Origin of the sequence: Roseibium sp. SCP14 (genome assembly GCF_040329475.1) — a bacterium.
Lineage (GTDB): Bacteria > Pseudomonadota > Alphaproteobacteria > Rhizobiales > Stappiaceae > Roseibium.
In genome coordinates this window covers 586,777-613,621 of record NZ_JBDZYH010000004.1, presented here as the reverse complement: position 1 = coordinate 613,621, position 26,845 = coordinate 586,777, and the positions used below count along the sequence as shown (strand labels likewise).

Sequence of the window (26,845 nt, the reverse complement as noted above, 5' to 3'; positions counted from 1 at the left end):
ATACTTACTTATGCGTAAGTCAGAATTCAAGATCAAGGTTCATATTTCTTCAACCAGATGAGGAAGACAGGTTTTGCCTTCCTCTTCTCCACTCAATCTTTGACGACGTTCTGACGGCGAAACAGGCACTTGACCGCGGCATGCAAACTCCGGCCCGACAAAAATCCGAATTCCTTCCCGGAATTCTCCGGTTCCAGTTTCACTAGAAACAACGTCCTGAAGCTCGCAAATTCCGTGACAAGCCACCGCCTCTTTCCGCCGCAGCTTTCATGTGCTAAAAGAGAATCAATAATTCTCTTTTCATCTATTGGAGATTTTCCATGGACCATCCGCAGACAACCGGCACCACATCGAGCCCGGACGATTTCGCACTCATGGATGCAACGGCACAGGCAGAGTTGGTCAGAAGCGGTGAAGCAAGCAGTCTTGAATTGATGGATGCCGCGATCGAACGGATCGAAATGCTCAATCCCAGGATCAACGCAATAGCTTCCGTCAACTATGACTTTGCCCGACAGCGCGCTCAGTCGATCAAAGGGGTTGAACCGTTCTCGGGAGTGCCCACGCTGGTCAAGGATCTGCTCCCCTACCCCGGTCATGCGGCAGGATTCGGATCTCGATTGCTTGACGGGGCTCCGGCGCTCTCCAGCTCGGACTATGCCGAAGCGATCGACGGAAGTGGGCTTGTTGTCCTGGGCAAAAGCACGGTTTCGGAATTTGGTCTTCTGGGAACGACCGAAACGCTCGCCAAGGGTGCGACTTCGAACCCCTGGGACCTTTCCCGCTCGCCGGGAGGCTCTTCCGGCGGTGCCGTGGCTGCCGTTGCCTCCGGCATGGTACCGATAGCCCATGCCACAGACGGCGGCGGATCGATCCGCGGCCCTGCTTCCTTTTGCGGCTTGTTCGGATTCAAACCTAGTCGCGGCAGAACACAGTCAAACGGGATACCGCCCGAAATGCCGACAAGCGCGCTTCTCGCGGATCATTGCGTCAGCCGCTCTGTACGCGACAGCGCGCTTTGGCTGAGTGCAACCGAAGGCCCGACGGTGCAGGACAGATTACCGGGTGTGAAAGTATTGCAAGGCGCCCTGCCGAAATACCCGCGTATAGGATTTTATCGAAAAGACAGTTTGGGCCAATCCCCAACTCCAGAGGCGGAGGCGGCGTTGCTTGAAGCAGCGAAACTTTGCGAATCCTTCGGTTGCGATGTAATTGAAATCGAAGCTCCGAGTTTCGATACGGAACCGACTGTCAACGCATTTTTCGACTTAACCGGACTTACATTGTCGGGTCTTTTCGCTCAAATGCGGACAATGATGGGCGATGCTTTCAGTGAAGATCTTCTGGAGCCCTATACACTGACGACAGCCGGACGCGCGATTGGTCTGACCGCGGAGGATATCGCCAGGTCTCAATCCGCGCTTGAGAAAGCCGCTGCAAGCGTCGAAAAATCGCTAGCGCAATGCGACATCATTCTCAGCCCGACAGTTCCCTTCCAAGCCTTCCCGCTCGGTCTATATGGCCCGACCGCGGACGCAAACATCCTGTCCGCATTTACTGCGAGGCTTGCGGGCTACACTTTCGTCTCTTCACTCGCAGGTTGGCCAGCCATGTCGGTGCCCCTTCACTGGACTGAAGACGGTTTACCGATCGGGTGTCACTTCACCGCTGCGCATAACCAGGACTCATTGCTTTTCTCACTTGCATTCCGGCTCGAACAGGCCCAACCGTGGATGCCACGCCTGAACGCGCTCACGGAAAAGCTTCATGCCGCAACGCCTGAAATCTGAAGTAAGGGAACGTATCCTTGCAGCCGCTGCAGACGTTTTTGCAGAACATGGCTACAGGGAAGCAAAGCTGATTGAAGTGGCCCAACGAGCCGCCACGGCAACCAGCAACATATACAAGTATTATGAAAACAAGGAAGAACTGTTCAACGCTGTTGTCAGCCCGGCACTGGCAGCTCAATTCCTGAGACTGCTGCGTGCCCGCATCAGAGAACTTGGCCGGATTGAACATTGGCCGGACGCAGATGCGCAAGGGTCTGAACATGCCCGTGCGTTCCTGGATTTCTGTGTCGAAAACAGGCTGGTCGTTCTCATTCTCCTGCAAGGCGCCAAGGGCACGCGATATGCCCATATTCGAAGCCTCGTTATCAATGAAATGGAACGATTGGCGACGGCTTTTCTCCACCGGCAGGACACCACACCCCACTCCAACCCGCACATGCAGTTCATTCTCGGTAAGCTCTTTGCAAGGACTGTCGAAACAATCGCTGATATTCTCACCGAGTATGAAGATGCCCATTCAACGCAAAACGCGTTTGCCCTCTTCTGGCGCTACCAGCTTGCTGGCTTGGAGGCACTCCTGAAGGAGAAGACGTGAACCTGCGTGGAGTTATCTTGTGAAAAGACCTGACGGCCTGCGCATTCAGAAAGGAAGCTCATCGGCGGTGTTTTCAAACAAAAAAGAGCTGCCATCGGCAGCTCTCTTAATTTCAAAACTGGATCCGTCCGGATCTTACTTGGAGCGCTTGCGCTGCTGACCAAGACCCATCTTCTTGGCAAGCTCGGAACGTGCAGCAGCGTAGTTCGGCGCGACCATCGGGTAATCCGCACCAAGGTCCCACTTCTCCCGGTACTCTTCCGGTGTCATGTTGTAATGGGTACGCAAGTGACGCTTGAGCGACTTGAACTTCTTGCCGTCTTCCAAGCAGATGATGTAGTCCGGCATGACCGACTTCTTGACCGGAACAGCAGGCTTCAGCGGCTCCGGCTCTGGCTCGTTTGAAGCCGTTGCAGTACGCTGCAATGCACTGTGTACTTCGTTGATCAGGCTCGGCAGATCTGTTGATGCAACAGTGTTGTTGCTCACATAAGCTGAGACGATGTCAGCCGTAAGATCAATCAGATTTGCATCCACCGGATTGTCAGTCATATTTCACCCGTTCTCTACTGAATTCAAAATTAACTGCGGTTTTAACCTGCAATAGGCGAGTTCCGAAAGCGCTTAATGGAAATTCGTTACTTGCGGAATTAGAAATCAAAATTGATTCTACTTTGCAGGTGGTCTTCACCGCCTTATATAGGCGGTTCCGTGATCAGACAACCCCAGAATTCAAATAAAAATCACTAAACAGCAATAAAAATCAAATTCTATAAATATTGACTATTTCGCACGAACTGCAATTGACAATGGTCCGATAGTATAAACACAGCTTCAAACTACTCTTGTTGCGTAGCTGAATGTCAGCAATTCCTAGCTTTTCGGACGAACTGTCTCCGCCAAAGCGTCCACTTTCGTGTCGGCGCACGGACGGTATCCTGCAGCGTAAGCAGCTTTTGCCAACAAATGAGCCGAAATTGGGGCTGTCAGCAAGAAGAACACAACTCCTGCAAGCGCGCGTGTCACAATGGACAGATCTCCCGCATGCACGGCCAGTGCCAGAAGCATCACACCTGAGCCGAGCGTGCCGGCTTTGGAAGCTGCATGCATACGCATATAGACATCCTTCAGCCGCAGTAGCCCTATCGACGCAGCCAGTGCAAACAGGGCACCAACCACAAGCATAAGGCCGATGACAATCTCGACGATGGCAATCATTTTCCTGCCTCCCTGCGTTCGATGCTTTCTTCGACCTCTTCCATGATCGTCTCGTCCCCCGCAACGCCCCGGTTCAGGACAAAGCGTGCGAATGCCACAGTTGCCAGAAACCCGATCAATCCGAGTGTGATCGCGATATCAATGTAAAGATAGAACTCGGTCTTGACACCGATTGCGGCGATAAATCCGATACCGACTGCAACAAGCATATCCAGCGCAACGACTCGATCGGGAAGGCTCGGTCCCCTCACCGTTCTGAATACGATGAGAAGGAAGGAAACCGTCAGAATACCGAGCGCAATATTGACCGATACATCGAGAAACTGCGAAGCGAAGGTTTCAAACGAGTTCATCTGAACACCTCCAGGATCTTGCGCTCAAATCCATTCTTGATGTCGTCGATCGTCGCCTGTGGATCCGGGACGTCGATGCAATGCACATACAGCGTTTTCCGGTCTTCCGACACGTCGACGGAAAGCGTTCCCGGGGTCAGGGTGATCAGATTGGCGAGCATCGCGATTTCAAAGTCCCGGTCGACCGTGAGAGGAAAGGCAATAATTCCCGGTTGCAGCTCGATTTTCGGCCTCAGAACAATCATCGCAACGCGCCAGGCGGACAACACCAGCTCGTAAACAAAGAGCAGAGCAAGACCGATGGCCTTTCTGATCCGGTCAAAATATGCCGCAGTGCCTACCTGTTCTCTGATCAGATAGAGTGCACCGAAACCGAGGACGAACCCGAAAGCCAGGTTGATCTCGGAAAAGCTGCCGGTGACCGCGCCCCAGGCGAGCGCCATGAGAATGTTGATGAGGAAGAGACTAGTCATCCCTGCTCTCCAAAGACCGATCGCAGATAGCCCAGCGGTTCGACAACCCCGCCTGCTCCTTGCGTTGAAAGTTCAATCATCCATTCCGGCTGCAGGCCGAAGTAGATGACAAGTGCCGTGAGAATTCCGAGCGGTAGCCACACGGCACCACCTGTCAGCTGCGCGGCAGATGCTGGTGCTACGATTGCAACTGACTGTCCGTCGGGCGTGCCTTCCGGACCGCCGCGCCAGAATGCATAAATCCAGACACGCCCCATGGCGAGTGTCGTCAGGAAACCGCTGACCAGAATAGCAGCGGCAAGCCACGCTCGATCTGCTTGAAACGCCGCATCGACCAGAATGATCTTTGGCCAGAAACCGGAAAATGGCGGCAGACCCGAAACGGCAAACCCAAGCACCAGGAAAACCCCAGCGAACGCAACGTTCTGCTGATAGAGGCCACCCTGCTTCCTCAGATCGTACGACCCGCCCATCATGTTCATGATGCCTGCGGCCATATAGAGTGCAGTCATAACGATAATGGAGTGGACGGCGTAAAAAATCGCTCCGGAAATCGCAAGCGTCGTTCCAACCGACACACCAGCCAGCATTGCCCCAATCCCTGCAATCACGAGATATCCGAGCATGCGCCGTATCTCGGTTTGCGCGAGTGCGCCAAGTGCACCGGTCAGGAGGGTAACGATCGCTACGAGGCTGATCACATCGGCCATATACTCCAGCGACTTTGGCAGTATCAGGACGAAGATGCGGATAAGCGCATAAACACCGACCTTGGTCAGCAACCCTGCGAAGACCGCAGACACCACGACATTCGGCGTGTGATAGGAGGCCGGAAGCCAGAAATTAACCGGAAACGCGGCTGCCTTCATGGCAAATGCCAGGAAGTAGAGTGCGGCAACGGTAGCCAGCGTGCCGGACGCCGGATTTTCGAGCGCGGCAACCTTCATGGCAATGTCTGCCATGTTGAGTGTGCCGAATATGCCGTAAAGCAAGCCGGTCGCAATCAGGAACAAATTGGTGCCGACGAGATTGAGCACACCATACTTGACTGCCCCGTCCAACTGGATCCGGTCGTTGCCGAGTACCAGAAGGCCATAGGAAGATATCAGCAGTACTTCGAACCAGACATAGAGGTTGAAGACATCGCCGGTGAGAAATGCGCCGCAGACACCTGTCATCAACAACAGCAGGAACGGATAAAATCCGTACCGGCGGCCCGAGCTGTCCACGGTCGCCATCGCGAACAGGCCGGCACAGAATGCAACGATGGACCCGATAAGGGTAAGCGTTGCGCCCAGCGCGTCTGCAGTAATGGCAATACCGAAGGGCGGCAACCACCCTCCCATGACCATGGTGATCACCCCGTGATCCAGCACGCGGATCAGCAATGCCAGGCTCGCCAGCACGAGCGCACCAAGAAATACCATTCCGATCTTTGGCTGCAGATCGGTGTTCTTGCGCAGCATCAAGGTCAGAGAGCCGCCAAGCATTGTTATCAGCGACGGAGCCACAACGAGCCAGTCGCCAGCCGCGACCGGCGCGGTTGCCATGGCTTCGGCAAGATCAACGGAAACGGAAGAACCGGCCATAAAGCTTAATACCCTTGCGGCGGAGTTTGGTCGTGTTCAGGTTCTGCAACACGCATTCTGTTCACTTCGTCTGTACCGAGCTCCTGATAAGCCCTGAAAGCCAGGACCAGAAGGAAGGCAAAGAAGGAAAATGAAATTACGATTGCCGTCAGAACCAGAGCCTGAGGCAGCGGATTGGCCGTCGCGGTCTCCGGAACATAGAGATGCGCAGGAATGAGCGGAGGCACTTCCCGGGTCAGGCGGCCGTTGGTGAAGATCAGCATATTGACCGCATTACCAAGGATCGCAATGCCGAGCAGAATACGCACGAGATGTCTGGACAACATCAGGTATACGGCGACCGAGAAAAACAGGCCGATGAGAATGGCAACACCGGTTTCCATCAGTCTGTCTCCCTTTCTTCAAGAGAAAGCGCGATCGAACTGATGGCACCGACCACAACAAGATAAACGCCTATGTCGAATACCAGCGGAGTGGACAGGGGTATCTCCACATCGAAGAGATCGAAAATCAGCCATTGGCTGGTCATGAACGGCTGGTTCTGAAAGAACGACAGTGTCCCCGCCAGCGCTCCGATGAAGAGGCCGAACCCGGAAATGCTCATCGGGTGAAACACGATGGCTCGCCGGACAGAAGCAACACCACAGGCAATACCGAATATCGCCAGGGCAGAGGCTGCGATCAGCCCGCCGATGAAGCCTCCGCCGGGTTCATTGTGCCCGCGCAACAGCACGAAGATGGAAAACAGCACCATCAGCGCAGCCAGATATGGCGCGATTGTGCGGAAAATGACTGTACGCATCAGCGAACCTCCGCGCTTTTGGTTTGAACGATCTCGCTTGGCGGCGCGACTTCGGTATCGTCCGGCTTGGTCCTGACCCGGATCAGGGCCAGAACACACAAGCCTGCCAGAACCACCACTGCTATCTCGCCAAGCGTATCAAAGCCACGGAAGTCAACGAGAATGACGTTGACGATGTTGCGTCCGTGGGCAATCGAGCGGCTGAACTGGGTGAAGAAGTCGGACAGACGGCTGTCAAACGGCTGCTGCGTCACCGCCAGCAGGGTCAGCGTCAGCCCAAGGCCGACCGCGACCGCGACAACACCTGTCAGCACGATGTCCGGCGCTGAGCGATGATCGCGCGGCGAAAGGTTAAGCCGCGTCATGACAAGCGCCAGAATCACCACTGACAACGTTTCGACCATGAACTGAGTGAAGGAAAGATCCGGTGCACCGAACATCATGAAGATCAGCGCAACCGCAAACCCCTGGATACCCAGCGAGACGATAGCGGTCAGGCGCGTCTTGGCGATCAGAACTGCGATTAGCCCCAGGACAGCTATCAGGAAGATGCCCCATTCATAAAAACGATAGTCGGGCAGCCGCGGCATCGCCGGGAAACTGTCGACCAGAAAACCGGGCAAAAGGATGGCAATGGCTGTGAATACGAAGGTCAGCAGCATGTAGGTCTGCATCTTGCCGGTCTGAACGATCCGCGTGAACCAGCTCGAAAATCTCACGATCCCTGCAACGAACTGGTCGAAGCCCTTGTCCGGTCCCCAGCCGATCGCCGTCAAGGTCGTAGCCATCGCGCTCCGCAACTTGTCGATCTGCGTGAACAGCGCAATTCCGAACCCGATCGTGATCAGGGACAGGATCAGCGGAGCATTGATCTTGGTCGGCCATAGATGAACATCGACTTCAGTGAAGACCCCGGTCAGCGAAGACAGCGTTGGCCCGACAAAGAGAACACCGGTCGTATGAGCGACAACCGCAAGGATCAGACCAGCAAAGGAAAGGAACACCGGCCCGGCGAACAGCAGCACAGGTCCTTCATGGGCGTGTTTGGGTGTTTCAACTTTCGGGCCGAAGAACGGTTTGATGGTAACCGCCGCTGCGATCACCAGCATCAAGGCGTTGCCGACGACCGCTGTGATGGTCATGGGTAGACCGTAAATTTCAAGCCAGCCCCACGTGCCATAATAAAGAACTTCCTTGGCAATGAAGCCGATAAACGGTGGCAATCCTGCCATCGACAATGACGCGAGACAGGCTGCGACGAACGTGACCGGCATTACTGAACGAAGACCACCCAGCTTGGTGATGTCTCTGGTTCCGGCTTCGTGATCAATCGTGCCGGCGACCATGAAGAGCGAACCCTTGAAGAGCGAATGCGCCAACAGATATAGAACGGCCCCTTCCAGAGCCTTTTCGTGACTGGTTCCCGTCAGCATGACCAGCAACCCGAGCGAGGCGACGGTCGTATACGCCAGCATCAGCTTCAGGTCGGTCTGGCGGATCGCCAGCAAAGTTCCAACCAGCAGGGTCAATCCGCCAAACAGCGGCAGGACCGTTGTCCAAAGCTCGGTGCCTCCCAGCAACGGATGCATGCGCATCAGCATGTAGACGCCTGCCTTGACCATGGTCGCTGAGTGCAGATAGGCCGAAACGGGTGTCGGCGCCTCCATGGCGTTTGGCAACCAGAAGTGAAACGGAAACTGGGCCGACTTGGTAAAGGCTCCGCCGAGCACAAGGATAAAGATCGGTAGATAAAACCCGGTGTTCTTGATGATGTCGGGCGAACCGAGCAGCACCGACATCTCGATCTCACCTGTTGTGATGATGATCAGGATAAATCCGGCCAGAAGCGCGAGTCCGCCGCCACCAGTGACAACCAGTGCCTGGATCGCAGCGCGTCTTGAGGCTGCTCGCAAATGATCGAACCCGATCAACAGGAACGACGTGATCGATGTCAGCTCCCAGAAAATGAACAGCGAGATCAGGTTGTTGCCAAGCACGAGGCCCAGCATCGCCCCCATGAACATGAACAGGAACGAAAAGAACCGCCCTTGTTGCGGATGCCCTTTAAGGTAACCGCCTGCATATAGAATGATGAAGGTTCCGATGCCGGAAATGAGCAACGCGAAAAGCGTCGAAAGACCGTCCACGTAAACCGAAAAGTTGATCCCGTAGCTTGGAGCCCACGCTTTGGCCGCAACAAAGCTTTGCCCTTCGGAGACCGGCCCGATGAAACCAACGAAATGCAGGAAAATCAGACCAGGTACCAGCGCAAGCGGCCAAGCAGCATTGTGCTTGAACCAGCGGGTCAAGATAGGAGCAACCACAGCAGCCGCGAAGGGTGCCAGAACGGCGTATAGAGTGGTGTCGTCGATCACTGCTGGCGTCATTCTGATCTTTCGTCACGTTTGGCAAGAAACGGCAGGCGTCAATCCGCTCGAATCAACATTTGATTCCCGAATAATAGCGGTCCGCAAGATTTATGACATGTCTTAGGTGTGTGTATTCTCGTCTTCAAGCATTCTCGGTCGATTTTCGACCTTTTTAAGGCTTCCCGCCCCAGATCGGTCGTATTCGCAAGCCTCTGCGTAAAGGCTGGAAACAGCCGGACTGATGCCCTTTTGAAAGGGGGGCACATTACGGATCACTTGAAAATTCCTCTTGCTCCGAAATCACCCGAGACCTGCGTTGCGGTTACCGGTGCACGGCAAGCCACTTGATTTCAAAGTCTGGATAACGTTCAGTTTCATGGAGGGCCAAGCACGATCATATGTTTGGTCCCGGAATTCTGAGCGAGGCGAAAATGGCGTCGGATAGCAAAAAGGACACAAATTCATCCGGAACAAGCCTGCTCCACCCGTCGGGCATCGACTTTGAAACTCTGGTGAAGTTGAGCGATGACGCCCTGGTGCTGCTGGCGCTCGACGGCACTCCTGCCTTCATTTCACCGGCTGCGGAGCAAATGTTCGGCTGGAGTGCGGACAAGCTCGCAGGGCATTTGAGCGACCTGGTTTATGTCGCCGCGCCCGATGGTGATGCAGAGTTATTGCACCGGGTCCTTTCAGGTAGCGCAACTCCGCTCTCTCCCCTGCCCCACGCGGATTTGCAATTGCGATCCGCTTCCGGCCGCCTGGTCTGGGCCGAAGTGAACGCTCATCTTCTGAAGGATACGACGGGCGAGTCCTACGCCTTCGCCGTCTATTTTCGCAGTATTGCCAAACGGAAGGAACTTGAGGGTCTGCTTGAATCGGCCACACAGACCGATCCTGTGACCGGCCTTTATAACAGACGTGCGTTTGAAGATAACCTGAAGCGCGAATGGGCAATCGCCTTGCGCGAAAAATCGCATACCAGCCTGATCAAGGTTTCCATCGATCGCTTTGACGCCTTCAGCGAACATTTTGGTCAGGAGGTTGCGGACGACTGCCTGACCAAGATTGCCACGACCTTGAAGGAAACCGCACGCCGTCCCGCTGATATCGCGGCGAGAACAGCCTCTTCGGAATTTTCGCTTCTTTTGCCGCGCACTCATGAAATCGGGGCGGAAACGATCAGCGCCTATATTCAAGTGGCAATCCAGGATCTTGGCATTCCCAATCCGGACAATACTGCGGGAAGCGGCGTCGTCACAGCTTCCGTCGGAGCAGCGTGCACGGTCGCGCGTCAAACCGGTATATCCGAAAGCGCCGAATTTATTCTGGCCGCCGCAGAGAACTGCGTCTTTCAAGCCCGCCAGGAAGGTGGCAACCGGGTCAAGACAGTAATGAACATACTGCCCGACTGAACACGGTAACAAACATCTGTCTTGCCGTGTTTATCCCCTCTCCCTATTTCTTGCCCGAACAGACACATGCGGAAGGTTCGCAATGAGCGACGACACAGACAACAGGAAAGACGATACGCCCAAGGTCAGGAAAACAACTGCGGAATGGATGCAGCAGTTGACCGCAGAACAGTTCTACGTGACCCGGCAATCCGGAACCGAACGCCCCTTCACGGGCCCCTATTGGGACAACAATCTCATCGGACGATATGATTGTGTGTGCTGTAATGCGCCGCTTTTCATGTCCGACACGAAATTTGATGCCGGGTGTGGATGGCCAAGTTTCTTCAAAGCCGTTCATCCTGACGCAATCCGAGAGCTTCAAGATAATTCACACGGCATGATCCGCACCGAAATCCGCTGCCGGCAATGTGACGCCCATCTTGGCCATGTGTTTCCGGATGGACCACCACCGACAGGACTCCGCTATTGCATGAATGGACACGCGATGAATTTCGTTCATGGCGGCCAACTGCCGTCAGCAGTCGGCGGCGACGACGAGGAAACCACCTGAACGAAACAGTTATGATCTCGCAGTAACTGACCAACCCTCAACCAGAGTGTGCGGAATTTCATCCAAGATTTCAACGCCGTAAGAAGACCGTTCAGGTTTCGGTTACCCCCACCTGATATTTTTGCCAATATTCATTGCAGGAAAATTGGGGGTGGGTCTTGTCTGTTTCCTTCTCTTGGCGAAGGTCTCACCTGAGGTCGGTCGTTCTGGGTCTCGGGCTGATGCTCTTTCCGCTGATGCCAGCCCATTCTGACGATCGCATTGTTGCATTTACCGGATTTCTTCCGCCGCTTTCCATCGACCCGGAGCAAAAAGGTATTTCGGTCGAGTTGATGGAGCTTGTTGCCGAAAAGGCAGGACTTGACTTCGACATCCGCTTTGCTCCCTGGAAACGGGCACAGGTTCTTGCCGAAAACACGACCGGTTCGTTGTTGTTCACCGTTGCCTACACGCAAACCAGGAGTGAAAAGTTCCAGTACATTGCCCCTCTGATCTACACGGAAAGCGCGTTCGTGACCCTCGACGAGCCGCTCGACACATTTGAAAAAGCAATTGAGGCGGACAAGATCATTGGTGTTCATCTTGGCAGTCAACGCAGCCGCATTCTGAAACGGATGGGCGCAACCAACTTCATTGAGGTTTCGTCTGCGGAGCAGATGACAACCATGCTTCAGACCGGTCGGATCGATGCCTGGTACACGATGTCCATGCGCGCAAAGTACATGTTCAGGCAAATGAACTACGACCCGGACAATCTCGTGGTCGGAGCCCCGTTGACCCATGGCATTCAATGGCTGGCAGCAAACAAGGACCTGGACCCGGACATTCGTGCCAGGCTTTCCGCTGCGGTTTCAAAAGTCTGGCGCGATCCAAAATATTGGGAGATTGTGGACCGCTATGCCAACTGAAGGAGCACCTGTTCGCAGGCTTCATCGGCTCGCGATGGGCAGTTGCAGAGATTGTCCGATTTAAAACAGGGCCCAGATCATCATGATGTTTCCCGCCAGTGCCACCATGTAGGCGATGGAACGCGGCCCGGGAATTCCACTCATATACAAGGGCACGTAAGCCAGACGCCCCCAGAAGAACAGCTGCGCTCCCGAAATTGCCAGTGCCAGGTTGATGTTCGGCACGACGTAGACAAGCACCGCGGGCACCAGAAAAAACGGCAAATTCTCCTTCATATTGACAAGCGCCCGGTCCGCGCGGGCAGTGTATTTCCCCTTTTCCGGCTGGGCATCGCGTCCGCCCGCGTGACGCAGCAATCCTTCCGTCGGGAGATAAAGCAAGGCATTGAAGTAGATTTGGCAGAAGTAAAGAACCAACACGGCCAGGATCCAGGTTGTCATGTGTTACTCCGGAATTCGTGTGTTGCAGGGGTTGAACCGGGAGCCTAATTCTTTACCGAACCTCGGCAATTCCTTCGGAAGGAATAAGGTGATCGACGAATGAACGAGCGCAGCTCCGCCTTTGGCAAAACCCTGAAGTCGCTTCGGCGCGAGCGTGGTCTCAGTCAGGCCGATCTCGCTGGCCGGCTAGGGTCGACACAGCGCCATGTGTCCTTCCTGGAAACAGGGCGGGCCCGACCGAGCCGTTACATGATCCAGAGGATCGAACGTGAGCTTGCCCTGCCGGTCGCGTCAAGTTTCGTGCTTTACGATACGGCAGGTTTTGCAAGTCCTTACAAATGCCGCGCTGAAGATTCCCCGGATGTTCAGGAAGCACTTGACCTGATCGAGATGCGGCTTCTTGCGAATTGGCCCTTTCCCGCCTTTGTACTCGACAAACGCTGGACGATCCTGAGAAGCAATTCGCCCGGAAAACTCTTTCTCTCGGGCTTTATCGACGAGCAGAACGAACCGCCGAACCTGTTCGAGGTCTTTCTATCCCCCGCCTTCCGTGCGGGCATTCTGAACTGGGAGGAAGCAGCGCCCATCTTTGCAGCGCGCCTCTATAGGGAAGCGGCTGAAGATCCAGGCCTTGCGGAGCTTTTGGTGAAAGCAAACGAAAGCGGGCTCCTGGACGGACTGGATGAAATAGACCGGGAAAATGTGCCTGTCTTCGTACCGGTTGAAATTGCAGGCCCCGGCGGCAGTCGTCTGCGGATCACCTCCCTGATCGGTCAACTGGCCTCCGTGCAGGATGCTGTTATTGAAGGCATGACCATTGAAATGATGGTGCCCATGGATGCCGCCAGCGAAAGCTGCCTGCTCGCAGCCGGTAAGGCGGCAGCTGCAGCAAACGCCGCTGAATAGCCTCACTCCGGACAACGCAGACCACAGGATGAAGTTTTTGAGAACTTTCTTTTCCGCTCTGGCATTTGTAGCCGCTTTGAACTCCATGCCGGTTTCAGCGAACGAACTTCCCCTTTCAGAAAAGGTCTGGAACGGACAAGAAACCGTCCCGCAAAACGGACTTCCCGACGGCAAAATCGCAGTTTCGAAGTCCGCCAATGGCCAGGAAGTTGCTGCCTGGTACGGGTCCCCTACGACGCGCTATCGCCACGGCATACTGGGCGACGCGGTCGAAGCGGGTTCTCTCCACGTCGAATATCGAGGCGGGCGACACTTTCAGTTTCGGCTCCCGAACAGCCAGGTTTTCGAAGACAGAACGCCGCGGATTGTTGATCTCGATGGAGACGGAAGGCCAGAGATCGTCACGATCCGAACCTATCAAAGTGCCGGGGCGAGCGTTGCGATTTTCGGTGTCAGAAACGACCAACTTGTAGAACTGGCCAGCACAGAGGCGATCGGTCGGTCCAACAGGTGGCTGAACATCGCCGGCATTCGGGATTATGCAGAGCGCGGCTCCCTGCAGATCGCCTATGTTGAAACGCCTCACATCGGTGGAACGCTGTATTTTGTTGAGTGGAACGGAAACAGACTTCAACCGATTGCTTCGATCTACGGCACGTCAAATCATGAAATCGGATCGAGGGAGCAGGACCTGTCGGCCGACATGGATTACGACAACGACGGTCACATGGATCTTGTGGTTCCTTCAATTGACCGCCGAGCCCTTCGTGTTTTTGGCTTTTCCGGAAGGCAACTTGCTGAATTGGAAATGGTGTCTCTTCCCTCTCCTGTCGCAAGGCGAGCAAACATGGACCAGCCCCAAAAGGCCGGCTGCGTTCACTTTGAACTCAAGAACCGTTCAATGTTCGAATTCTGCCGTCCTTAGTCAAAAACCGATTCGAGCCTGCGTTCGACCATTGCCACTCTTGCCGCTAGGACGTCCGCGCCGACGCTTTCTCGTTTTTGGCTACCAGAATTCGGTTGATGTTCACCTCGATCCAGTCAGCAAAATCACGCACCTTCAGGGCGACTTCCCGACCAATCGGCGTCAGGCTGTAGTCGACATGCGGTGGAACGACCGGGTGTGAGTATCGGTTCACGAAACCGTCGGTCTCAAGGGTTTGCAGCGTTTGGGAAAGCATCTTCTCGCTGACGCCCCCCACTTTGCGTCTCAGGTCGGAAAACCTGTGATCCTGCTCCAGCAACGCAATCAGCACCAGAACTCCCCATCTACTCGTCAGATGCTTCAGGATTTCCCGCGACGGACATTTCTTGTCGAAGAGTGCTCCCTGACGCACCCATTCCGACAGCGCCTTCGGTTCGCCTGGTACTGGCTCTGCCATCAATCCGGTTTCCTTCATCAATCGAAATTCCTGTGCCTTGAAAGGATAATTCCAAAACTAACCTTTTTGTATGTACTAACAAAAAGTAAGTTATGCGTCTACATGGACTGCACCCGATGGGAACTCACCGATCTAAACCTGGAGAAATGTCATGATCGCAGTCACCGGTGCCAACGGTCAGCTGGGCCGTCTTGTCCTGAAGTACCTTGTTGAACTCACGGACCAACCGCTCCGCGCGCTTGTTCGCGCGCCTGAAAAAGCTCAGGATCTCGCCTCCGGCCAGATCAGCGTTGTGCGGGCGGATTACAATGATCCAACGACCCTACCGGGATCGCTTGAAGGGGTAGAGAGACTTCTTCTCATCTCCGGCTCTGAGATTGGAAACCGAACCGCGCAACACGCAGCTGTAATCAATGCGGCCAAAGAGGCCGGCGTAACCTTCATCGCCTATACCAGTCTCCTGAATGCTCCGAAATCCAGTCTCGTGCTCGCGGCAGAGCACATTGAAACGGAACAGATTCTACAGCAAAGCGGCATCGCTCACGTCATTCTGCGAAACGGCTGGTACCTGGAAAACTTTGCCGGAACGATTGCCGCCGCTCTGGAGCATGGTGCCGTGATCGGGGCAAGCGGCGACGGCAGGTATTCTGCTGCCGCCCGGGAAGACTACGCCCAAGCCGCCGCCAGAACGATCGCGGGACAGGACCTCTCCAGCAGAGCAATTGAACTCGCGGGACAGCCATCTCTCAGCCTGTCCGAACTCGCCACAGAGTTATCCAGACAGACCGGTTGGGACATCCCGTTCAACAATCTGCCTGAAGCCGAATATGCGGGTATTCTCGCAGGAGCCGGATTGCCTGGAGGTTTCGCCAAGGCAATTGCAGATGCTGACCGGGGAGCGTCTGAAGGCGAACTTTTCAGTTCTTCAACCGCCCTGGAAAAGCTGATCGGTCACCCGACCAAAACACTGAGCGCGGTAATTTCCGAAGTGCTTTCTTCAGCAAAAGTCGCCTGATCCTCTCCACAACACCTCACACGAAGCGCGTGCCGGGACAGACACCGTTTGCCCCGGCACGTGTGTATCAACACCTGTCGGCATTAGATCCGTGCCGACAACCTGTCTCGAGCTGCGCGGAACAACGCCTTTCTCAAGCCAACATCACCTGACTGGAGAATCGCTATAAAGTCGTCTAAAGGCCAGGTCTCAATCGAAAATGGATTTTTCAGGACAGCGCCATGAACGATCGCTTTATGAACAAGACAGCGTTGTTCTTCATCAATCGGCCGCAGTGGATCGCCGTGCTCGTGGTTGCGGCGCTGGTGTTTTTGCCGCTGGCGGTGTGGCTGGACCTGAAGAACCTCTCCGACAATTCACTGCGGGCCCAGGCCGCAAGTCTCAATTCGATCATAACGGGGTTTCGTACATACTACGCCAACAACGTGGTTTCCCGCGTCTTGTCAACGGATGGCGAAACACGAACGGCACATAACTACCAGGCGATCCCCGGCGCCATTCCCATTCCCGCCACCCTCTCGATCGAAATGGCGGAGGTCATAGGCGATGGCGAGGAAGACATCGGCTATCGATTTGTCTCAGACCACGTGTTTCAGAACCGTGCACCGCACGTTCTCGACAAATTCGAACGCGGTGCACTCGAGGCCTTTCGTGCCAACCGCAACCCGAACCTGGTGATGTCGGAAATTTCCGGTTCGCTCTTTGACAGGAAAATCCGCATTGCGGCTCCGGTCGTAATGGGCGCTGCCTGTGTTGCCTGCCACAATTCTCACGAAGAAAGCCCGAAAAAAGACTGGAAGGTTGGCGACATCCGCGGTCTGCAGGAAATCAGCATATCCCAGCCGATTGCAGAGAACATCTGGTCCTTCAAATATCTGCTGATCTACTTCGCCAGTGCAGGGTTCTTCGGTGTCGCCTTTATGCTCTTGCAATTGCGGCAGGCTATCGGCTTCAGACGCATGAACAAGGAACTGGAAGAAACCAACTCCTTCCTCGCCTCAATTTCCTTGAAGATCTCGAAATACCTTTCACCTCAGGTCTACAGGAGCATCTTTTCCGGTGAACGGGACGTGGTCATCTCCACGGAACGAAAGAAGCTGACGATCTTCTTCTCCGACATCAAGGATTTCACTCTGTCCTCCGAGCACTTGCAACCTGAGGAATTGACGCGTTTGCTCAATGAGTATTTCACCGAAATGTCGAAAATCGCGACCGAACACGGTGCAACTGTCGACAAGTTCATAGGCGACGCCATCCTGGCATTTTTCGGTGATCCGGAAACAAAGGGCCCGAAAGAAGATGCCCTGGCCTGCCTGAAGATGGCAATCGCGATGCAGCGGCGAATGAAAACGCTCAATGCCGAATGGCGCCGGCGCGGGATCGAAAAGCCGTTTGAATCGCGTATCGGTATCAATACCGGATACTGCAATGTCGGCAATTTCGGCAGTGAAGACCGGATGGACTATACAATCATCGGAGCCGAGGCGAACCTTGCGGCCCGGCTTGAAAGCATTGCGGAACCCGGCGGCATTGTTGTCAGCTACGAGACCTATGCACTCGTTTCGGACCATGTACGCGCGACCGCGATGGATCCGATCCGCCTGAAAGGTATCAGCCGCGACATCATTCCCTATCGCGTCGACGATTTTCACGCAGATACCGAGGCATCTCGGGAACAGACGTTCAATATCTCGGGTGACGGTGTCCACCTGTTCCTGGACGTAAACCGCCTGGGTGTGGGCGATGCAGCCAAAACCCGGGATGCACTTGAAACAATGCTGCAGGCGATCAAGGACAGGAAACCACCCGTTCCGCCTGCTCCGTGATCGAACAAAAAAGGGCCCGGACAACAACCCCGGTTCGTTATCAGCCGCGGACCGACGTTCCGTGCATTGACGCCGTCTCATTTCCAAAACTGTTCAATCACTTCAAGGATATTTGTTGGTCGGTTCACGTCCTCTCTGATAGGCAGGAAACACGACACGATCCGAAAGCCAGCAATGTCCGAGTTGACCACCACAGATCCTTATGTACAGGACGGAACCTACGCCTGGTTTCGACTTGCCATATCCATTCTACTCAGCACTCTGGGTGGCGCAGGCATGTGGGCTGTGGTGATCGTTCTTCCAGCCGTGCAAGCTGATTTCGGCATTGACCGCGCCGGCGCATCGCTGCCTTACACGGCAACAATGATCGGCTTTGCAGCCGGCAACTACGTGCTTGGGCGTTATGTTGACCGTTACGGCATTGTTCCTCCAGTCATCGCATCGGCCCTTTCGCTCAGTGCCGGTTTCGCACTTGCCGCAATTGCCCCCGACATCTGGATGTTCACGCTTGCACAAGGCGTGCTGGTTGGGCTTGGAACCGCTGCAACTTTCGGTCCGCTGATTGCCGATATCTCCCACTGGTTCCTGAAACGGCGTGGCCTTGCGGTTGGATGTGCCGCCTGCGGAAACTATCTTGCCGGTGTGCTTTGGCCGTCGATCATTCAGCGGAGCCTCGCTACTTCAGACTGGCGGGAAACCTATTTGCTGATCGCGGTCATATGTCTCGTGACCATGGTTCCACTCGCGTTGATGCTTCGCCGCCCGCCACCCGAAGCGGCGTTGTCGGCCTCGCCGTCTCAAAACACCTTCGGCAGCCAGTCCACCGGTCTGTCCCCTGCCACGCTGCAGATCCTGCTGGTCATTGCAGGCCTTGCCTGTTGTGTCGCCATGTCGATGCCCCAGGTTCACATCGTGGCTTACTGCGTCGACCTTGGTTTCGGTGTCGCGCCCGGAGCCGACATGATCGCCCTGATGACAGGAGCCGGGGTCATCAGCCGCCTCGTCTCCGGGTTTGTCGCCGACAAGATCGGTGGTGTCAGAACCCTGCTCATTAGCTCGGTCTTGCAATGCGCTGCCCTCTTCCTTTTCATACCGTTCAACGGTCTGGCATCGCTTTACCTGGTGTCTCTGATCTTCGGCCTCTCCCAAGGCGGGATCGTTCCCAACTACGCTGTCATCGTGCGCGAGTACCTGCCGGCCAAAGAGGCCGGTCAACGGGTGGGTCTCGTCATCATGTCGACCATCCTTGGCATGGCTCTAGGCGGCTGGCTCTCCGGCCTGATCTACGATCTCACCGGCTCCTACGAGGCAGCCTTCCTGAACGGGATCGCCTGGAACGTCCTCAACATGGCAATCATGGTGTTTATTCTGATGCGTGGCCGGTGGGCAGGATCGAGAGTAGCGGCCTGAGTGTTTCCGATCGGCAGAGATTTCCGAGCAAGGTCGTGTCGCTACGCCAAGACCCCGAAGTTGCTTGCAATCAACCAAATCTGTGTTGCAAGCGCAAACGTCACAAGTACGGAATGATAGACAGGTTTCTCGACCCTTGCAGCGGCAAGGGTCAGTACAATCAAGGTGACCTGACGAACCAGATACAGCATGCCGAGCTCGACCATGTGTTCATGTCCCTTCAATTGGGAATCCACCAGATCGAACACAAACATCATGGCCAGTAGACCGTAGATCCAGCTTTTTCTGTCCTGAAAATAGGCTTGGTAACTGGAATACTCGTCCATCTGATCAGGGTACAAGACTGCCGCGATAAAAAAGTACAAGGCGGCAAAAGCGATAACGAAGAGATAGTTCTGGAAGGTCCAGACTTCTATTTTTCCCAGGGAAAACTCGAACCACCAGAAATGGACCACTGACAGCAACATGAACAGTGACCATCCAATGTGAACATAGTAAATGCGTTCACGTCCCGGATGTTGAACGAATCTCGCAAGTCCGTTCAAGAGGCGCGCAACTCCCAATCCGATGACCATGCCGACGATGATGCGGATATGTGTGAACTGGGCTGGAAGAAAAACACCGTTGCTCATGGGCGATCAAAACGTCTTATGGAGACAAGCGGTCGACATGATTACCCGTGAGAGTGGAAATTTGCTTAATGAAAGCCGGCTCTAGCTGCGTCCGGCTTTCGACCTGAGCAGGAAGATAAAGAAAACGCCGCCGATCAATCCTGTGACGATACCGATCGGCATGTCTTCCGGCGCCATTAAAGTACGTGCCAGTATGTCGGCCCAGATCAGGAAGATCGCACCAAGCAGAAGGCTGACCGGCAGAACACGCGTGTAGCCTCCCCCGACCAGAAACCGGGCAATATGCGGGATCATCAGGCCGACAAAACCGATGATGCCCGAAAAGGCAACCATGACACCCGTGATCAGGGCGCCGACGACAAATACGGTCAGCCGGAACCTGGCAACGGGAATGCCAAGCGTCGAGGCGGTCTCGTCGCCGATCGTCATGGCGTTCAGATCACCGGCCTTGGCGAGCAGATAAGGAACGGTCAGCACAAGTATACCAAGGGGGAACAGCAGATGGGACCACTGCGCCAATCCAAGTCCCCCGAGCATCCAGAAGACAACAGTATGCGTCGCACGCGGATCCCCCAGGAAGATCAGGATATTGGCGAGCGACATGATGATAAAGGAGACCGCAACACCTGCGAGCACCAGCCGGTCTGCGCTGGTGGCTCCGGCAAAATGGGTTACGCCCAGAACCACGAGCGTAGCGGCCAGCGCCCCGGCAAAAGCCATAAGGGGAACCGTCAGCAAGCCCAGAAACAGTCCCGTGTGAAGCAGCGCCAGGACTGCACCGGCCGCACCGCCCGAAGAAATGCCCAAAAGATGCGGGTCGGCGAGCGGGTTGCGGGTCACCGACTGCAGAGCGGCTCCGACGATGGCAAGCCCAGCTCCTACAAAACCGGCCAACAGAGTTCGTGGGAAACGAATGTCCCAGACAATCGCCTCCCTGCCCCTGGACCAGTCTATGTCCACAACTCCGGGAAACAGTTTATCGGCAACGATGCCGAACACCGTGCCGGCCGGAACCGCAACGGCTCCAACAGACAAGGCCGTGACGACGGACGCAATCAGCCCAAGAACGCCGAACGCCAATAACAAGGCGAAACGACTGCTTGACGTTTCCTGCTTTAGAGGACGCTTATCTACCTGGGTTTGGTCCGTCGGCACACGCTGTAGCAAGGATCACTCTCCCCAGAAGGCTTCGGCCAGTTTCTTTACGGCCTTGATGTTGCGCGGCCCCGGCGTTGCCTCGACATATTCAAGGGTCACGAACCTGTCGTTCTTGACCGCGTCAATCTCTGCAAGCGCCGGATTGTTCTTCATGAAGTCACGCTTCTGTTCGGCCGTGACGTTGCCGTAGTTGACGATGACAATCATCTCCGGGTTTTTGTCGACGACGGTTTCCCAGTCAATCTTGGCCCAGCTCTTGTCGAAATCATCCAGGACATTCACACCGCCGGCAGCTTCGATGAGCGCGGTCGGCATGGCATAGCGTCCGGCAGTGAACGGCTTGTCTTCACCACTGTCGTATACGAAGACCCGCAGCGGTGCTTCAGCCGTCTTCAGCGAAGAAGTGAACTTGTCGAGCTCCAGCTTGTAACTCGCGACAAGGTCATAGGCCGTATCCTCTACCTCGAAAATCTTCCCGAGATTGATCAGGTCGTTGTACATGTCGTCCATCGACACTTTCGGCTTGTCGCCGATATGGATGCAGGACTCGGTCAGCTCGTAGACATTGATGCCGAATGGGGCGAGCGTTTCCGGCGTCACTTCTCCGCCCACCTTCATGCCGTAGTTCCAGCCGGCAAAATAGAAGTCCGCATCCGCGCCGATCAGAACTTCCTTGGACGGGTACTTTTCGGAAAGTTCCGGCAGTTCAGCAACGCCGTCGCGCATTTCCTCATCAAGCGTTTTCCAGCCCGAAATACCGGTATAGCCAACCATATGATCGCGCAGTCCGAGCACGAGCATCATCTCGGTCAGGTTGACATCATTGGAAACGGCCGCTTTGGGTGGTGCCTCGAAGACAACTTCTCGATCGCAGCTTTGAACCTTTGTTTCCGCAAGAGCCGTACCAGCAAACAGGATCGCCGTCAGGCTGAGAGCCACACTCTTCATGAAATTCTCCAGTGTCTAAAGATGGAATGTCAGATGCGCACGCTCGCTGTGAGCGAATTGCACCAGCCGTGCTTGAACCGAATAGGCTTCGGCAATGTTTTCGGGTGTCAGAACCGTTTCGGGAGTTCCGAAGCCAACCGTGTGACCCTTGTGAAGAAGCAGAACCCGGTCACAGACCTCGCTTGCAAGATTGAGATCATGCAGGCTGGCGACAATCGTGATGTTGAGACTGCCGATCAGGGAAACGATCTCCAGCTGATGCCGGATGTCGAGATGATTGGTTGGTTCATCCAGGATCAGCACCTGTGGCTCCTGTGCCAGCGCACGGGCCACCATTACACGTTGCCGTTCACCACCGGACAGGGTGCCAAAGGAGCGGTGCGAATATGGGGAAAGCCCCATTCGTTCGATTGCGGTTTCTACGATTTCCGCGTCCCTTTTGCCGCTTCTTGCAAGGCCTGATCCATGCGGACGACGCCCGAGGGCGACGATCTCGTATACAGACAGGGCGAAATCCGTAGGCTGTTCCTGAAGGACCGCGGCAACCTTTCTTGCCGCTTCACGCGAAGACATCCTCCAGATGTCGTGGCCGTCCAGAAAAATTGCGCCTTCACTCGGTTTGTGGAACCGGTAGAGCAATCGCAAAAGCGTGGATTTGCCGGCTCCATTGGCACCGGCAATTCCGAGGACCTTCCCGGCTTCAAGGTCAAAACTGACCGGATGCAGGATCGTTTCGCCCTGCCTCACCTGCCAGCCCGCCTTTCGGACCGAGAGCGACACACCATTCATGAAACAGCAGCCTTGTTTGCTTCAGTGACGATCATCGCTGCCGGTATGCGCGCCAATGCCGAGCGCTTCAGTTTGCCCGGACGTTGACCGGACGAACACCAGCCGTCTTCCAGGTCACGATATTGCCGGGCAAAGGCAACAAGATCATCGATGTCTTCATCCGGATCGATATCCCCGAACAGATACGTCGCCTTGTCGCTGGCCCGGAACGCAACCGTACAGGGACGTGAGCATCCGGCCATGCATGCAATGCCGGAAATTTCAAACTCATCCCCCACGACCGGTACCGCCAGTTTCAGGGCGTCCTGCAATTTGCTGATCAACTCAAAACCCGGCCGGCAGTCGCTCCCGCTGTAACGGCAGGAGGTGCACACGAATATCCTGTGAGGATCAATGCTCATCGGCGCCCCCTTTTTTCGAGAAGAGGTTGTGCACCTGTGAGCGCTGACCTGGAAAATTTCCACTCTCCCTGCTTTTGCCAGACAAAGGGGTATCTCCGTGCAAATTCGATTCTTGTAATGTTATTACATTACCTATTCTCTGATTTGCAACCATCGTATCGCGCCCGTTTGGGCACATTGCACGAGCAGCCCGCTCGCTGACGCTGCTGGCCTTGTCAAGAAAGACAGGAGTATGAAGTGATCTTTTTTGTATTTTCCGGTTCATATCGCCCTCCGCGATTGCGCGGAATGCTGAAGAACCGAATGTCGAACTTTGTCAGCAGATGCTGGTCAGCCATATCACTCGCTCCTCCGGAACACCCCGCCCGGGTTGAAGTTGAAGATGAAATGGCAGGTCTCCTGACTTACGGGTCACAGCTCGCCTGATCCTTCCCGGGGTCTCCCCAGTGGCGCTTTCAGGTCCGCTCACCGTTCACAGTTGCGGGGGCAGTCACGGATTTGGTGCCTGTTGGCTACGCCGCACCGTGTTCCCTTTTAATTTCGATCCAGAACTTGGATTCGAAAACCATGCCTTTTTGATTGGCGCAAATTGCTGAATGTGTCAATCGGCAAACCGACACCCATCTACCGGGCCACGACATTCGCCGGGACAATGCTGAAATTTAGGATTGCGCCTGACTAAACGCGTTTTAACTTGATCGTCATGTCCGCCGGAAGCACCATCTGAGAAGCAAATCAAACCGGGATCTCACTCATCAATCGGGGAGCATGGGTCACATGCCAGGTCAGCAGAACAGATATAGCTTCAACGGGCCGCTCCAGACTGTCTTTCAGGATTTCATGGCCGATTGGGTTTTTTCAGATGACCACACGGCCCAACAGATCATGGAGACCTACTTCACACCTGATTTTTCAGCTGAGATCGACGGCAGGCATCTCTCCCATGACATTTTCCAACGTCGCATAGGCCGCATGCGCCAGGATGCGGAGGTCGAGGAGCAGGATTTTGTCGAGATGGCTGAGGATGGTAACAGGCTCTTCAGCATGCACAACACACGGGGCAAGTCGCTGGTGTCAGGTCAACGTTTCGAGACCCGCGCGATTGCCTTCTTCCGCTTTGACGGCAAGCGGATCAAGAAAGGCTACTTGAACAGCGTGACCCCGGGAGATCCGAGCGACGCGGACTTCGCATCCCGCAGCTGATGCCCGGCAATCCCGGGTCCTCTTGCCGAGGCATTTGAGACTAATTTGTTCGTTGTCTTTCGCCGCGGATCTCGTGAATATTTCAAACAGAAATTGATACACTCTACAATCCGCTGATGCACTGGATGTGCTCTTTCACGCCTCCATCTCCATACCCCCATGTTTGTACTTTTTTCCAATAATCGCGCTGCTTGTTGTCCTGCCGGGACGTTGGGTCTGAGCCGTCCCGATGCTCAACTTCTTGCTGCTGGTGATTTCTCAGCTTGTACTGACTGATGTAAGCTGACAGTTCGACATTCCGAAAAACCTTGTGACTTAGCAATTTCTCTACGTGACAGCATTTTCAAAAATGCGGTTCGCAATCGACCGATTCCGACTGCGTAAAACCAAAAATGCCCTCACGTAGTTTTATTGTTCTTTCAGCTGAATTCCGTGCGATCTACCCTTGCCTTCAGCAGCCAAAATTCTTACCTCGGAAATCATGAAACAGGATGCTTTTCCCCCGCGCGCCGAAGCGCGCCCCGAGACCCTTGAAACCCACGGCATTTCACGACAGGACGACTATGGTTGGCTGCGCGCAGACAATTGGCAGGACGTCATGCGGGACCCTTCCGTTCTCGACGCCGATATTCGTGCCTATCTGGAAGCGGAAAATGCCTACCAGGACGCACAGATGGAACCGACCCGGGAGCTGCAGGAGAAGCTCTTTGCCGAGATGCGTGGCCGGATCAAGGAAGATGACAGTTCCGTTCCCTCTCCCGATGGTCCCTATGCCTACGGCCTGAAATACGAAACCGGTGGCCAGCAACCGATTTTCTTCCGCACGCCACGTGAGGGCGGTGAAGAGACCATTCTCCTGCACGGTGACAGCGAAGCTGAGGGCAAGGCCTACTTCAAGCTCGGCGGTGCCAGCCAATCCCCGGATCACAAACTGCTTGCCTGGGCGTATGACGACAAGGGTTCCGAATATTACTCCCTGAGACTGCGTGAGGTTTCTAGCGGCAATGATCTGGATTACAGCGTCGAAGATACGGGCGGCGGCGGGGTCTTTTCCGCCGATAGCAAATTCGTTTTCTATGTCCGTCTCGATGACAATCACCGGCCGTCCAAACTCTTCCGTCACGAAATCGGGACGGATCCTGCGAATGATGTCCTGGTATTCGAGGAAGAGGATGCCGGCTTCTTCATGGGGGTTGGCAAGACCCAGTCCGGCGAGACCATCGTGATCGATATCCACGACCACGAAACCTCGGAAGTCTGGATGATCCCGGCGGACCAGCCGGAAACTCCGCCGGTTCTGATCGCCCCACGCGATACCGGCGTTGAATATTCAATCGAGGATCACGGCGACACGCTCTACATCCTGACCAACCTTGGTGATGCTGAAGACTTCAAGATCGTCACAGCTCCCAAAGCCACTCCGGGCCGGGAGTTCTGGACCGATCTGGTACCGCACAAACCCGGTTGCCTGATCCTTTCGCACTGCGTCTACAAGACCTTCATGACCCGTCTGGAACGTGAAGACGGCCTTCCCCGGATTGTCATCCGCCGGCTCGCGGACAATATCGAACATTCCGTTGCTTTTGACGAAGAAGCCTATTCACTCGGACTGGGTGGCGGTTACGAGTTCGACACGACCACGATCCGGTTCTCCTATTCCTCGATGACGACGCCGTCGCAGACCTTCGATTACAACGTGGAAACCCGCGAAAGAGTGTTGCGCAAAGAGCAGGAAGTTCCTTCCGGGCACGATGCGGCCGACTACGTCACCCGGAGACTGATGGCTCCAGCAGTAGACGGTGAAACGGTGCCGGTGTCTCTCCTCTACCATAAGGACACCAAGCTGGACGGTTCTGCGCCGCTCCTGCTCTATGGTTACGGATCCTACGGCATTACCATTCCGGCGAGCTTCAACACCAACTGCCTGTCTTTGGTGGACCGCGGCTTCGTCTATGCCATTGCTCACATCCGGGGTGGCAAGGACAAGGGTTTCCGCTGGTACAAGGACGGACGCCGGGAGAAGAAAAAGAACACCTTCACCGACTTTGTTGCCGCTGCCGATCACCTGGTTGCCGAGAAATTTACCTCTCACGACCGTATTGTTGCCCAGGGCGGCTCTGCCGGCGGCATGCTGATGGGAGCGGTCGCAAATCTGGCACCTGAAAAGTTCGGTGGCATTATTGCCGAAGTTCCATTCGTCGACGTCCTGTCAACCATGCTTGACGACACCTTGCCGTTGACCCCTCCGGAATGGCCGGAATGGGGCAATCCGATCACGGACAAGGAAGCTTACCAGTACATCGCCTCCTATTCGCCTTACGACAATGTCGAGGCAAAGGACTATCCGGCGATCCTTGCTGTTGCTGGTCTGACCGACCCGCGCGTGACTTATTGGGAACCTGCCAAGTGGGTCGCCAAATTGCGTGCGACAAAGACCGGCAACAGCCAGTTGATGCTCAAGACCAATATGGAAGCCGGTCACGGCGGTGCTTCGGGTCGCTTCGACCGGCTCAAGGAAGTCGCTCTCAATCAGGCTTTTGCGTTGATGGTGACCGGCAAGGCCTGACACGCCACAATTGTTCACATTTATTTGACACGAAGACCGGGCCCGCATGCGGGTCCGGTATTTCTTTTGCCTCCAAATGGCTTAGGTTGTTTTCAACCAAATTTAC

The 26,845-nt window shown here is 55.1% G+C and carries 28 protein-coding genes and 1 riboswitch; of the genes, 12 read left to right on the top strand and 16 right to left on the bottom strand.

What is annotated here, in order from left to right; translation table 11 throughout:
- The first annotated feature begins 320 nt into the window (after positions 1 to 320).
- Both ABLQ08_RS19905 and ABLQ08_RS19900 read left to right on the top strand, forming a co-directional pair.
- Positions 321 to 1,790, top strand: a complete 1,470-nt coding sequence (locus ABLQ08_RS19905) for an amidase (RefSeq protein ID WP_352945484.1) — start codon at positions 321 to 323, stop codon at positions 1,788 to 1,790.
- Positions 1,768 to 2,385 (top strand): TetR/AcrR family transcriptional regulator, encoded by a 618-nt coding sequence (locus tag ABLQ08_RS19900; protein ID WP_352945482.1) that lies wholly within the window; start codon positions 1,768 to 1,770, stop codon positions 2,383 to 2,385. Before ABLQ08_RS19905 ends, ABLQ08_RS19900 begins: the two co-directional genes overlap by 23 nt.
- A 135-nt stretch (positions 2,386 to 2,520) precedes the next feature.
- On the opposite strand, the gene ABLQ08_RS19895 is transcribed toward ABLQ08_RS19900, so the two are convergent.
- The 8 genes from ABLQ08_RS19895 to ABLQ08_RS19860 all read right to left on the bottom strand — a co-directional run bounded on the left by ABLQ08_RS19895 (position 2,521) and on the right by ABLQ08_RS19860 (position 9,207).
- Complete coding sequence (locus ABLQ08_RS19895) at positions 2,521 to 2,937, bottom strand: MucR family transcriptional regulator (RefSeq protein WP_352945480.1); 417 nt, start codon at positions 2,935 to 2,937, stop codon at positions 2,521 to 2,523.
- Between the two features lie 321 nt (positions 2,938 to 3,258).
- Positions 3,259 to 3,603, bottom strand: coding sequence for a monovalent cation/H(+) antiporter subunit G (gene mnhG / locus ABLQ08_RS19890; RefSeq protein ID WP_352945478.1), 345 nt, complete (start codon positions 3,601 to 3,603; stop codon positions 3,259 to 3,261).
- Positions 3,600 to 3,956 (bottom strand): cation:proton antiporter, encoded by a 357-nt coding sequence (locus tag ABLQ08_RS19885; RefSeq protein WP_352945477.1) that lies wholly within the window; start codon positions 3,954 to 3,956, stop codon positions 3,600 to 3,602. Before ABLQ08_RS19885 ends, mnhG begins: the two co-directional genes overlap by 4 nt.
- Positions 3,953 to 4,429, bottom strand: a complete 477-nt coding sequence (locus ABLQ08_RS19880) for a Na+/H+ antiporter subunit E (RefSeq protein ID WP_352945475.1) — start codon at positions 4,427 to 4,429, stop codon at positions 3,953 to 3,955. The genes ABLQ08_RS19885 and ABLQ08_RS19880 overlap by 4 nt, the downstream gene beginning before the upstream one ends.
- A complete protein-coding gene (locus ABLQ08_RS19875) occupies positions 4,426 to 6,018 on the bottom strand; it encodes a Na+/H+ antiporter subunit D (protein WP_352945473.1) in 1,593 nt (530 codons plus the stop codon). The genes ABLQ08_RS19880 and ABLQ08_RS19875 overlap by 4 nt, the downstream gene beginning before the upstream one ends.
- Before the next feature lie 5 nt (positions 6,019 to 6,023).
- A complete protein-coding gene (locus ABLQ08_RS19870; RefSeq protein ID WP_352945471.1) occupies positions 6,024 to 6,401 on the bottom strand; it encodes a Na+/H+ antiporter subunit C in 378 nt (125 codons plus the stop codon).
- Positions 6,401 to 6,820, bottom strand: coding sequence for a Na(+)/H(+) antiporter subunit B (locus tag ABLQ08_RS19865; RefSeq protein WP_352945469.1), 420 nt, complete (start codon positions 6,818 to 6,820; stop codon positions 6,401 to 6,403). Before ABLQ08_RS19865 ends, ABLQ08_RS19870 begins: the two co-directional genes overlap by 1 nt.
- Positions 6,820 to 9,207 (bottom strand): putative monovalent cation/H+ antiporter subunit A, encoded by a 2,388-nt coding sequence (locus ABLQ08_RS19860; RefSeq protein ID WP_352945467.1) that lies wholly within the window; start codon positions 9,205 to 9,207, stop codon positions 6,820 to 6,822. Before ABLQ08_RS19860 ends, ABLQ08_RS19865 begins: the two co-directional genes overlap by 1 nt.
- Before the next feature lie 413 nt (positions 9,208 to 9,620).
- Here ABLQ08_RS19860 and ABLQ08_RS19855 point away from each other — a divergent pair, with 413 nt between their 5' ends.
- The 3 genes from ABLQ08_RS19855 (at position 9,621) to ABLQ08_RS19845 (ending at position 12,062) form a co-directional block, all read left to right on the top strand.
- A complete protein-coding gene (locus ABLQ08_RS19855; RefSeq protein ID WP_352945465.1) occupies positions 9,621 to 10,601 on the top strand; it encodes a GGDEF domain-containing protein in 981 nt (326 codons plus the stop codon).
- An 82-nt stretch (positions 10,602 to 10,683) separates the two neighbouring features.
- Positions 10,684 to 11,154: a peptide-methionine (R)-S-oxide reductase MsrB gene (msrB, locus tag ABLQ08_RS19850; protein ID WP_352945463.1), complete on the top strand. Its 471-nt coding sequence runs from the start codon at positions 10,684 to 10,686 to the stop codon at positions 11,152 to 11,154.
- A 158-nt stretch (positions 11,155 to 11,312) separates the two neighbouring features.
- On the top strand, positions 11,313 to 12,062 hold the full coding sequence (locus ABLQ08_RS19845; RefSeq protein ID WP_352945461.1) for a substrate-binding periplasmic protein: 750 nt from the start codon (positions 11,313 to 11,315) through the stop codon (positions 12,060 to 12,062).
- Positions 12,063 to 12,122: 60 nt separating this feature from the next.
- Here the strand turns inward: ABLQ08_RS19845 and ABLQ08_RS19840 are convergent, their stop codons facing one another.
- The gene (locus tag ABLQ08_RS19840; RefSeq protein ID WP_352945459.1) at positions 12,123 to 12,503 is read right to left on the bottom strand and encodes an MAPEG family protein; all 381 of its coding nucleotides are present in this window, start codon (positions 12,501 to 12,503) and stop codon (positions 12,123 to 12,125) included.
- A 99-nt stretch (positions 12,504 to 12,602) separates the two neighbouring features.
- On the opposite strand from ABLQ08_RS19840, the gene ABLQ08_RS19835 reads away from it, so the two are divergent.
- Positions 12,603 to 13,409 carry a helix-turn-helix domain-containing protein gene (locus tag ABLQ08_RS19835; protein ID WP_352945457.1) on the top strand — a complete coding sequence of 269 codons (807 nt, stop codon included), beginning with the start codon at positions 12,603 to 12,605 and terminating at the stop codon, positions 13,407 to 13,409.
- Between the two features lie 28 nt (positions 13,410 to 13,437).
- Entirely contained in the window at positions 13,438 to 14,334 is an 897-nt protein-coding gene (locus ABLQ08_RS19830) for a hypothetical protein (RefSeq protein ID WP_352945455.1), read from the top strand.
- Positions 14,335 to 14,380: 46 nt separating this feature from the next.
- Here ABLQ08_RS19830 and ABLQ08_RS19825 read toward each other — a convergent pair whose 3' ends face one another.
- Positions 14,381 to 14,791 (bottom strand): winged helix-turn-helix transcriptional regulator, encoded by a 411-nt coding sequence (locus ABLQ08_RS19825; RefSeq protein ID WP_352945453.1) that lies wholly within the window; start codon positions 14,789 to 14,791, stop codon positions 14,381 to 14,383.
- A gap of 151 nt (positions 14,792 to 14,942) precedes the next feature.
- On the opposite strand from ABLQ08_RS19825, the gene ABLQ08_RS19820 reads away from it, so the two are divergent.
- From ABLQ08_RS19820 to ABLQ08_RS19810, 3 genes are all read left to right on the top strand, one after another.
- Positions 14,943 to 15,806, top strand: coding sequence for an SDR family oxidoreductase (locus tag ABLQ08_RS19820; protein WP_352945451.1), 864 nt, complete (start codon positions 14,943 to 14,945; stop codon positions 15,804 to 15,806).
- Positions 15,807 to 16,027: 221 nt separating this feature from the next.
- The gene (locus tag ABLQ08_RS19815; protein ID WP_352945449.1) at positions 16,028 to 17,632 is read left to right on the top strand and encodes an adenylate/guanylate cyclase domain-containing protein; all 1,605 of its coding nucleotides are present in this window, start codon (positions 16,028 to 16,030) and stop codon (positions 17,630 to 17,632) included.
- A gap of 174 nt (positions 17,633 to 17,806) precedes the next feature.
- Complete coding sequence (locus tag ABLQ08_RS19810; protein ID WP_352945447.1) at positions 17,807 to 19,042, top strand: MFS transporter; 1,236 nt, start codon at positions 17,807 to 17,809, stop codon at positions 19,040 to 19,042.
- A 41-nt stretch (positions 19,043 to 19,083) separates the two neighbouring features.
- Here the strand turns inward: ABLQ08_RS19810 and ABLQ08_RS19805 are convergent, their stop codons facing one another.
- From ABLQ08_RS19805 to ABLQ08_RS19780, 6 genes are all read right to left on the bottom strand, one after another.
- Entirely contained in the window at positions 19,084 to 19,674 is a 591-nt protein-coding gene (locus ABLQ08_RS19805) for a hypothetical protein (protein ID WP_352945445.1), read from the bottom strand.
- Positions 19,675 to 19,755: 81 nt separating this feature from the next.
- The gene (locus ABLQ08_RS19800; RefSeq protein ID WP_352945603.1) at positions 19,756 to 20,760 is read right to left on the bottom strand and encodes a FecCD family ABC transporter permease; all 1,005 of its coding nucleotides are present in this window, start codon (positions 20,758 to 20,760) and stop codon (positions 19,756 to 19,758) included.
- A gap of 84 nt (positions 20,761 to 20,844) precedes the next feature.
- On the bottom strand, positions 20,845 to 21,780 hold the full coding sequence (locus ABLQ08_RS19795) for an ABC transporter substrate-binding protein (RefSeq protein WP_352945443.1): 936 nt from the start codon (positions 21,778 to 21,780) through the stop codon (positions 20,845 to 20,847).
- Between the two features lie 15 nt (positions 21,781 to 21,795).
- Positions 21,796 to 22,569, bottom strand: a complete 774-nt coding sequence (locus ABLQ08_RS19790) for an ABC transporter ATP-binding protein (protein WP_352945441.1) — start codon at positions 22,567 to 22,569, stop codon at positions 21,796 to 21,798.
- The gene (locus tag ABLQ08_RS19785; RefSeq protein WP_352945439.1) at positions 22,566 to 22,970 is read right to left on the bottom strand and encodes a DUF1636 domain-containing protein; all 405 of its coding nucleotides are present in this window, start codon (positions 22,968 to 22,970) and stop codon (positions 22,566 to 22,568) included. Before ABLQ08_RS19785 ends, ABLQ08_RS19790 begins: the two co-directional genes overlap by 4 nt.
- Entirely contained in the window at positions 22,960 to 23,235 is a 276-nt protein-coding gene (locus tag ABLQ08_RS19780) for a hypothetical protein (RefSeq protein WP_352945437.1), read from the bottom strand. The genes ABLQ08_RS19785 and ABLQ08_RS19780 overlap by 11 nt, the downstream gene beginning before the upstream one ends.
- A gap of 107 nt (positions 23,236 to 23,342) precedes the next feature.
- Positions 23,343 to 23,555, bottom strand: a riboswitch (cobalamin riboswitch).
- A 192-nt stretch (positions 23,556 to 23,747) separates the two neighbouring features.
- On the opposite strand from ABLQ08_RS19780, the gene ABLQ08_RS19775 reads away from it, so the two are divergent.
- On the top strand, positions 23,748 to 24,173 hold the full coding sequence (locus ABLQ08_RS19775) for a nuclear transport factor 2 family protein (protein WP_352945435.1): 426 nt from the start codon (positions 23,748 to 23,750) through the stop codon (positions 24,171 to 24,173).
- 481 nt (positions 24,174 to 24,654) lie between these two features.
- Entirely contained in the window at positions 24,655 to 26,739 is a 2,085-nt protein-coding gene (locus tag ABLQ08_RS19770; protein ID WP_352945433.1) for a S9 family peptidase, read from the top strand.
- Positions 26,740 to 26,845 lie beyond the last annotated feature (106 nt).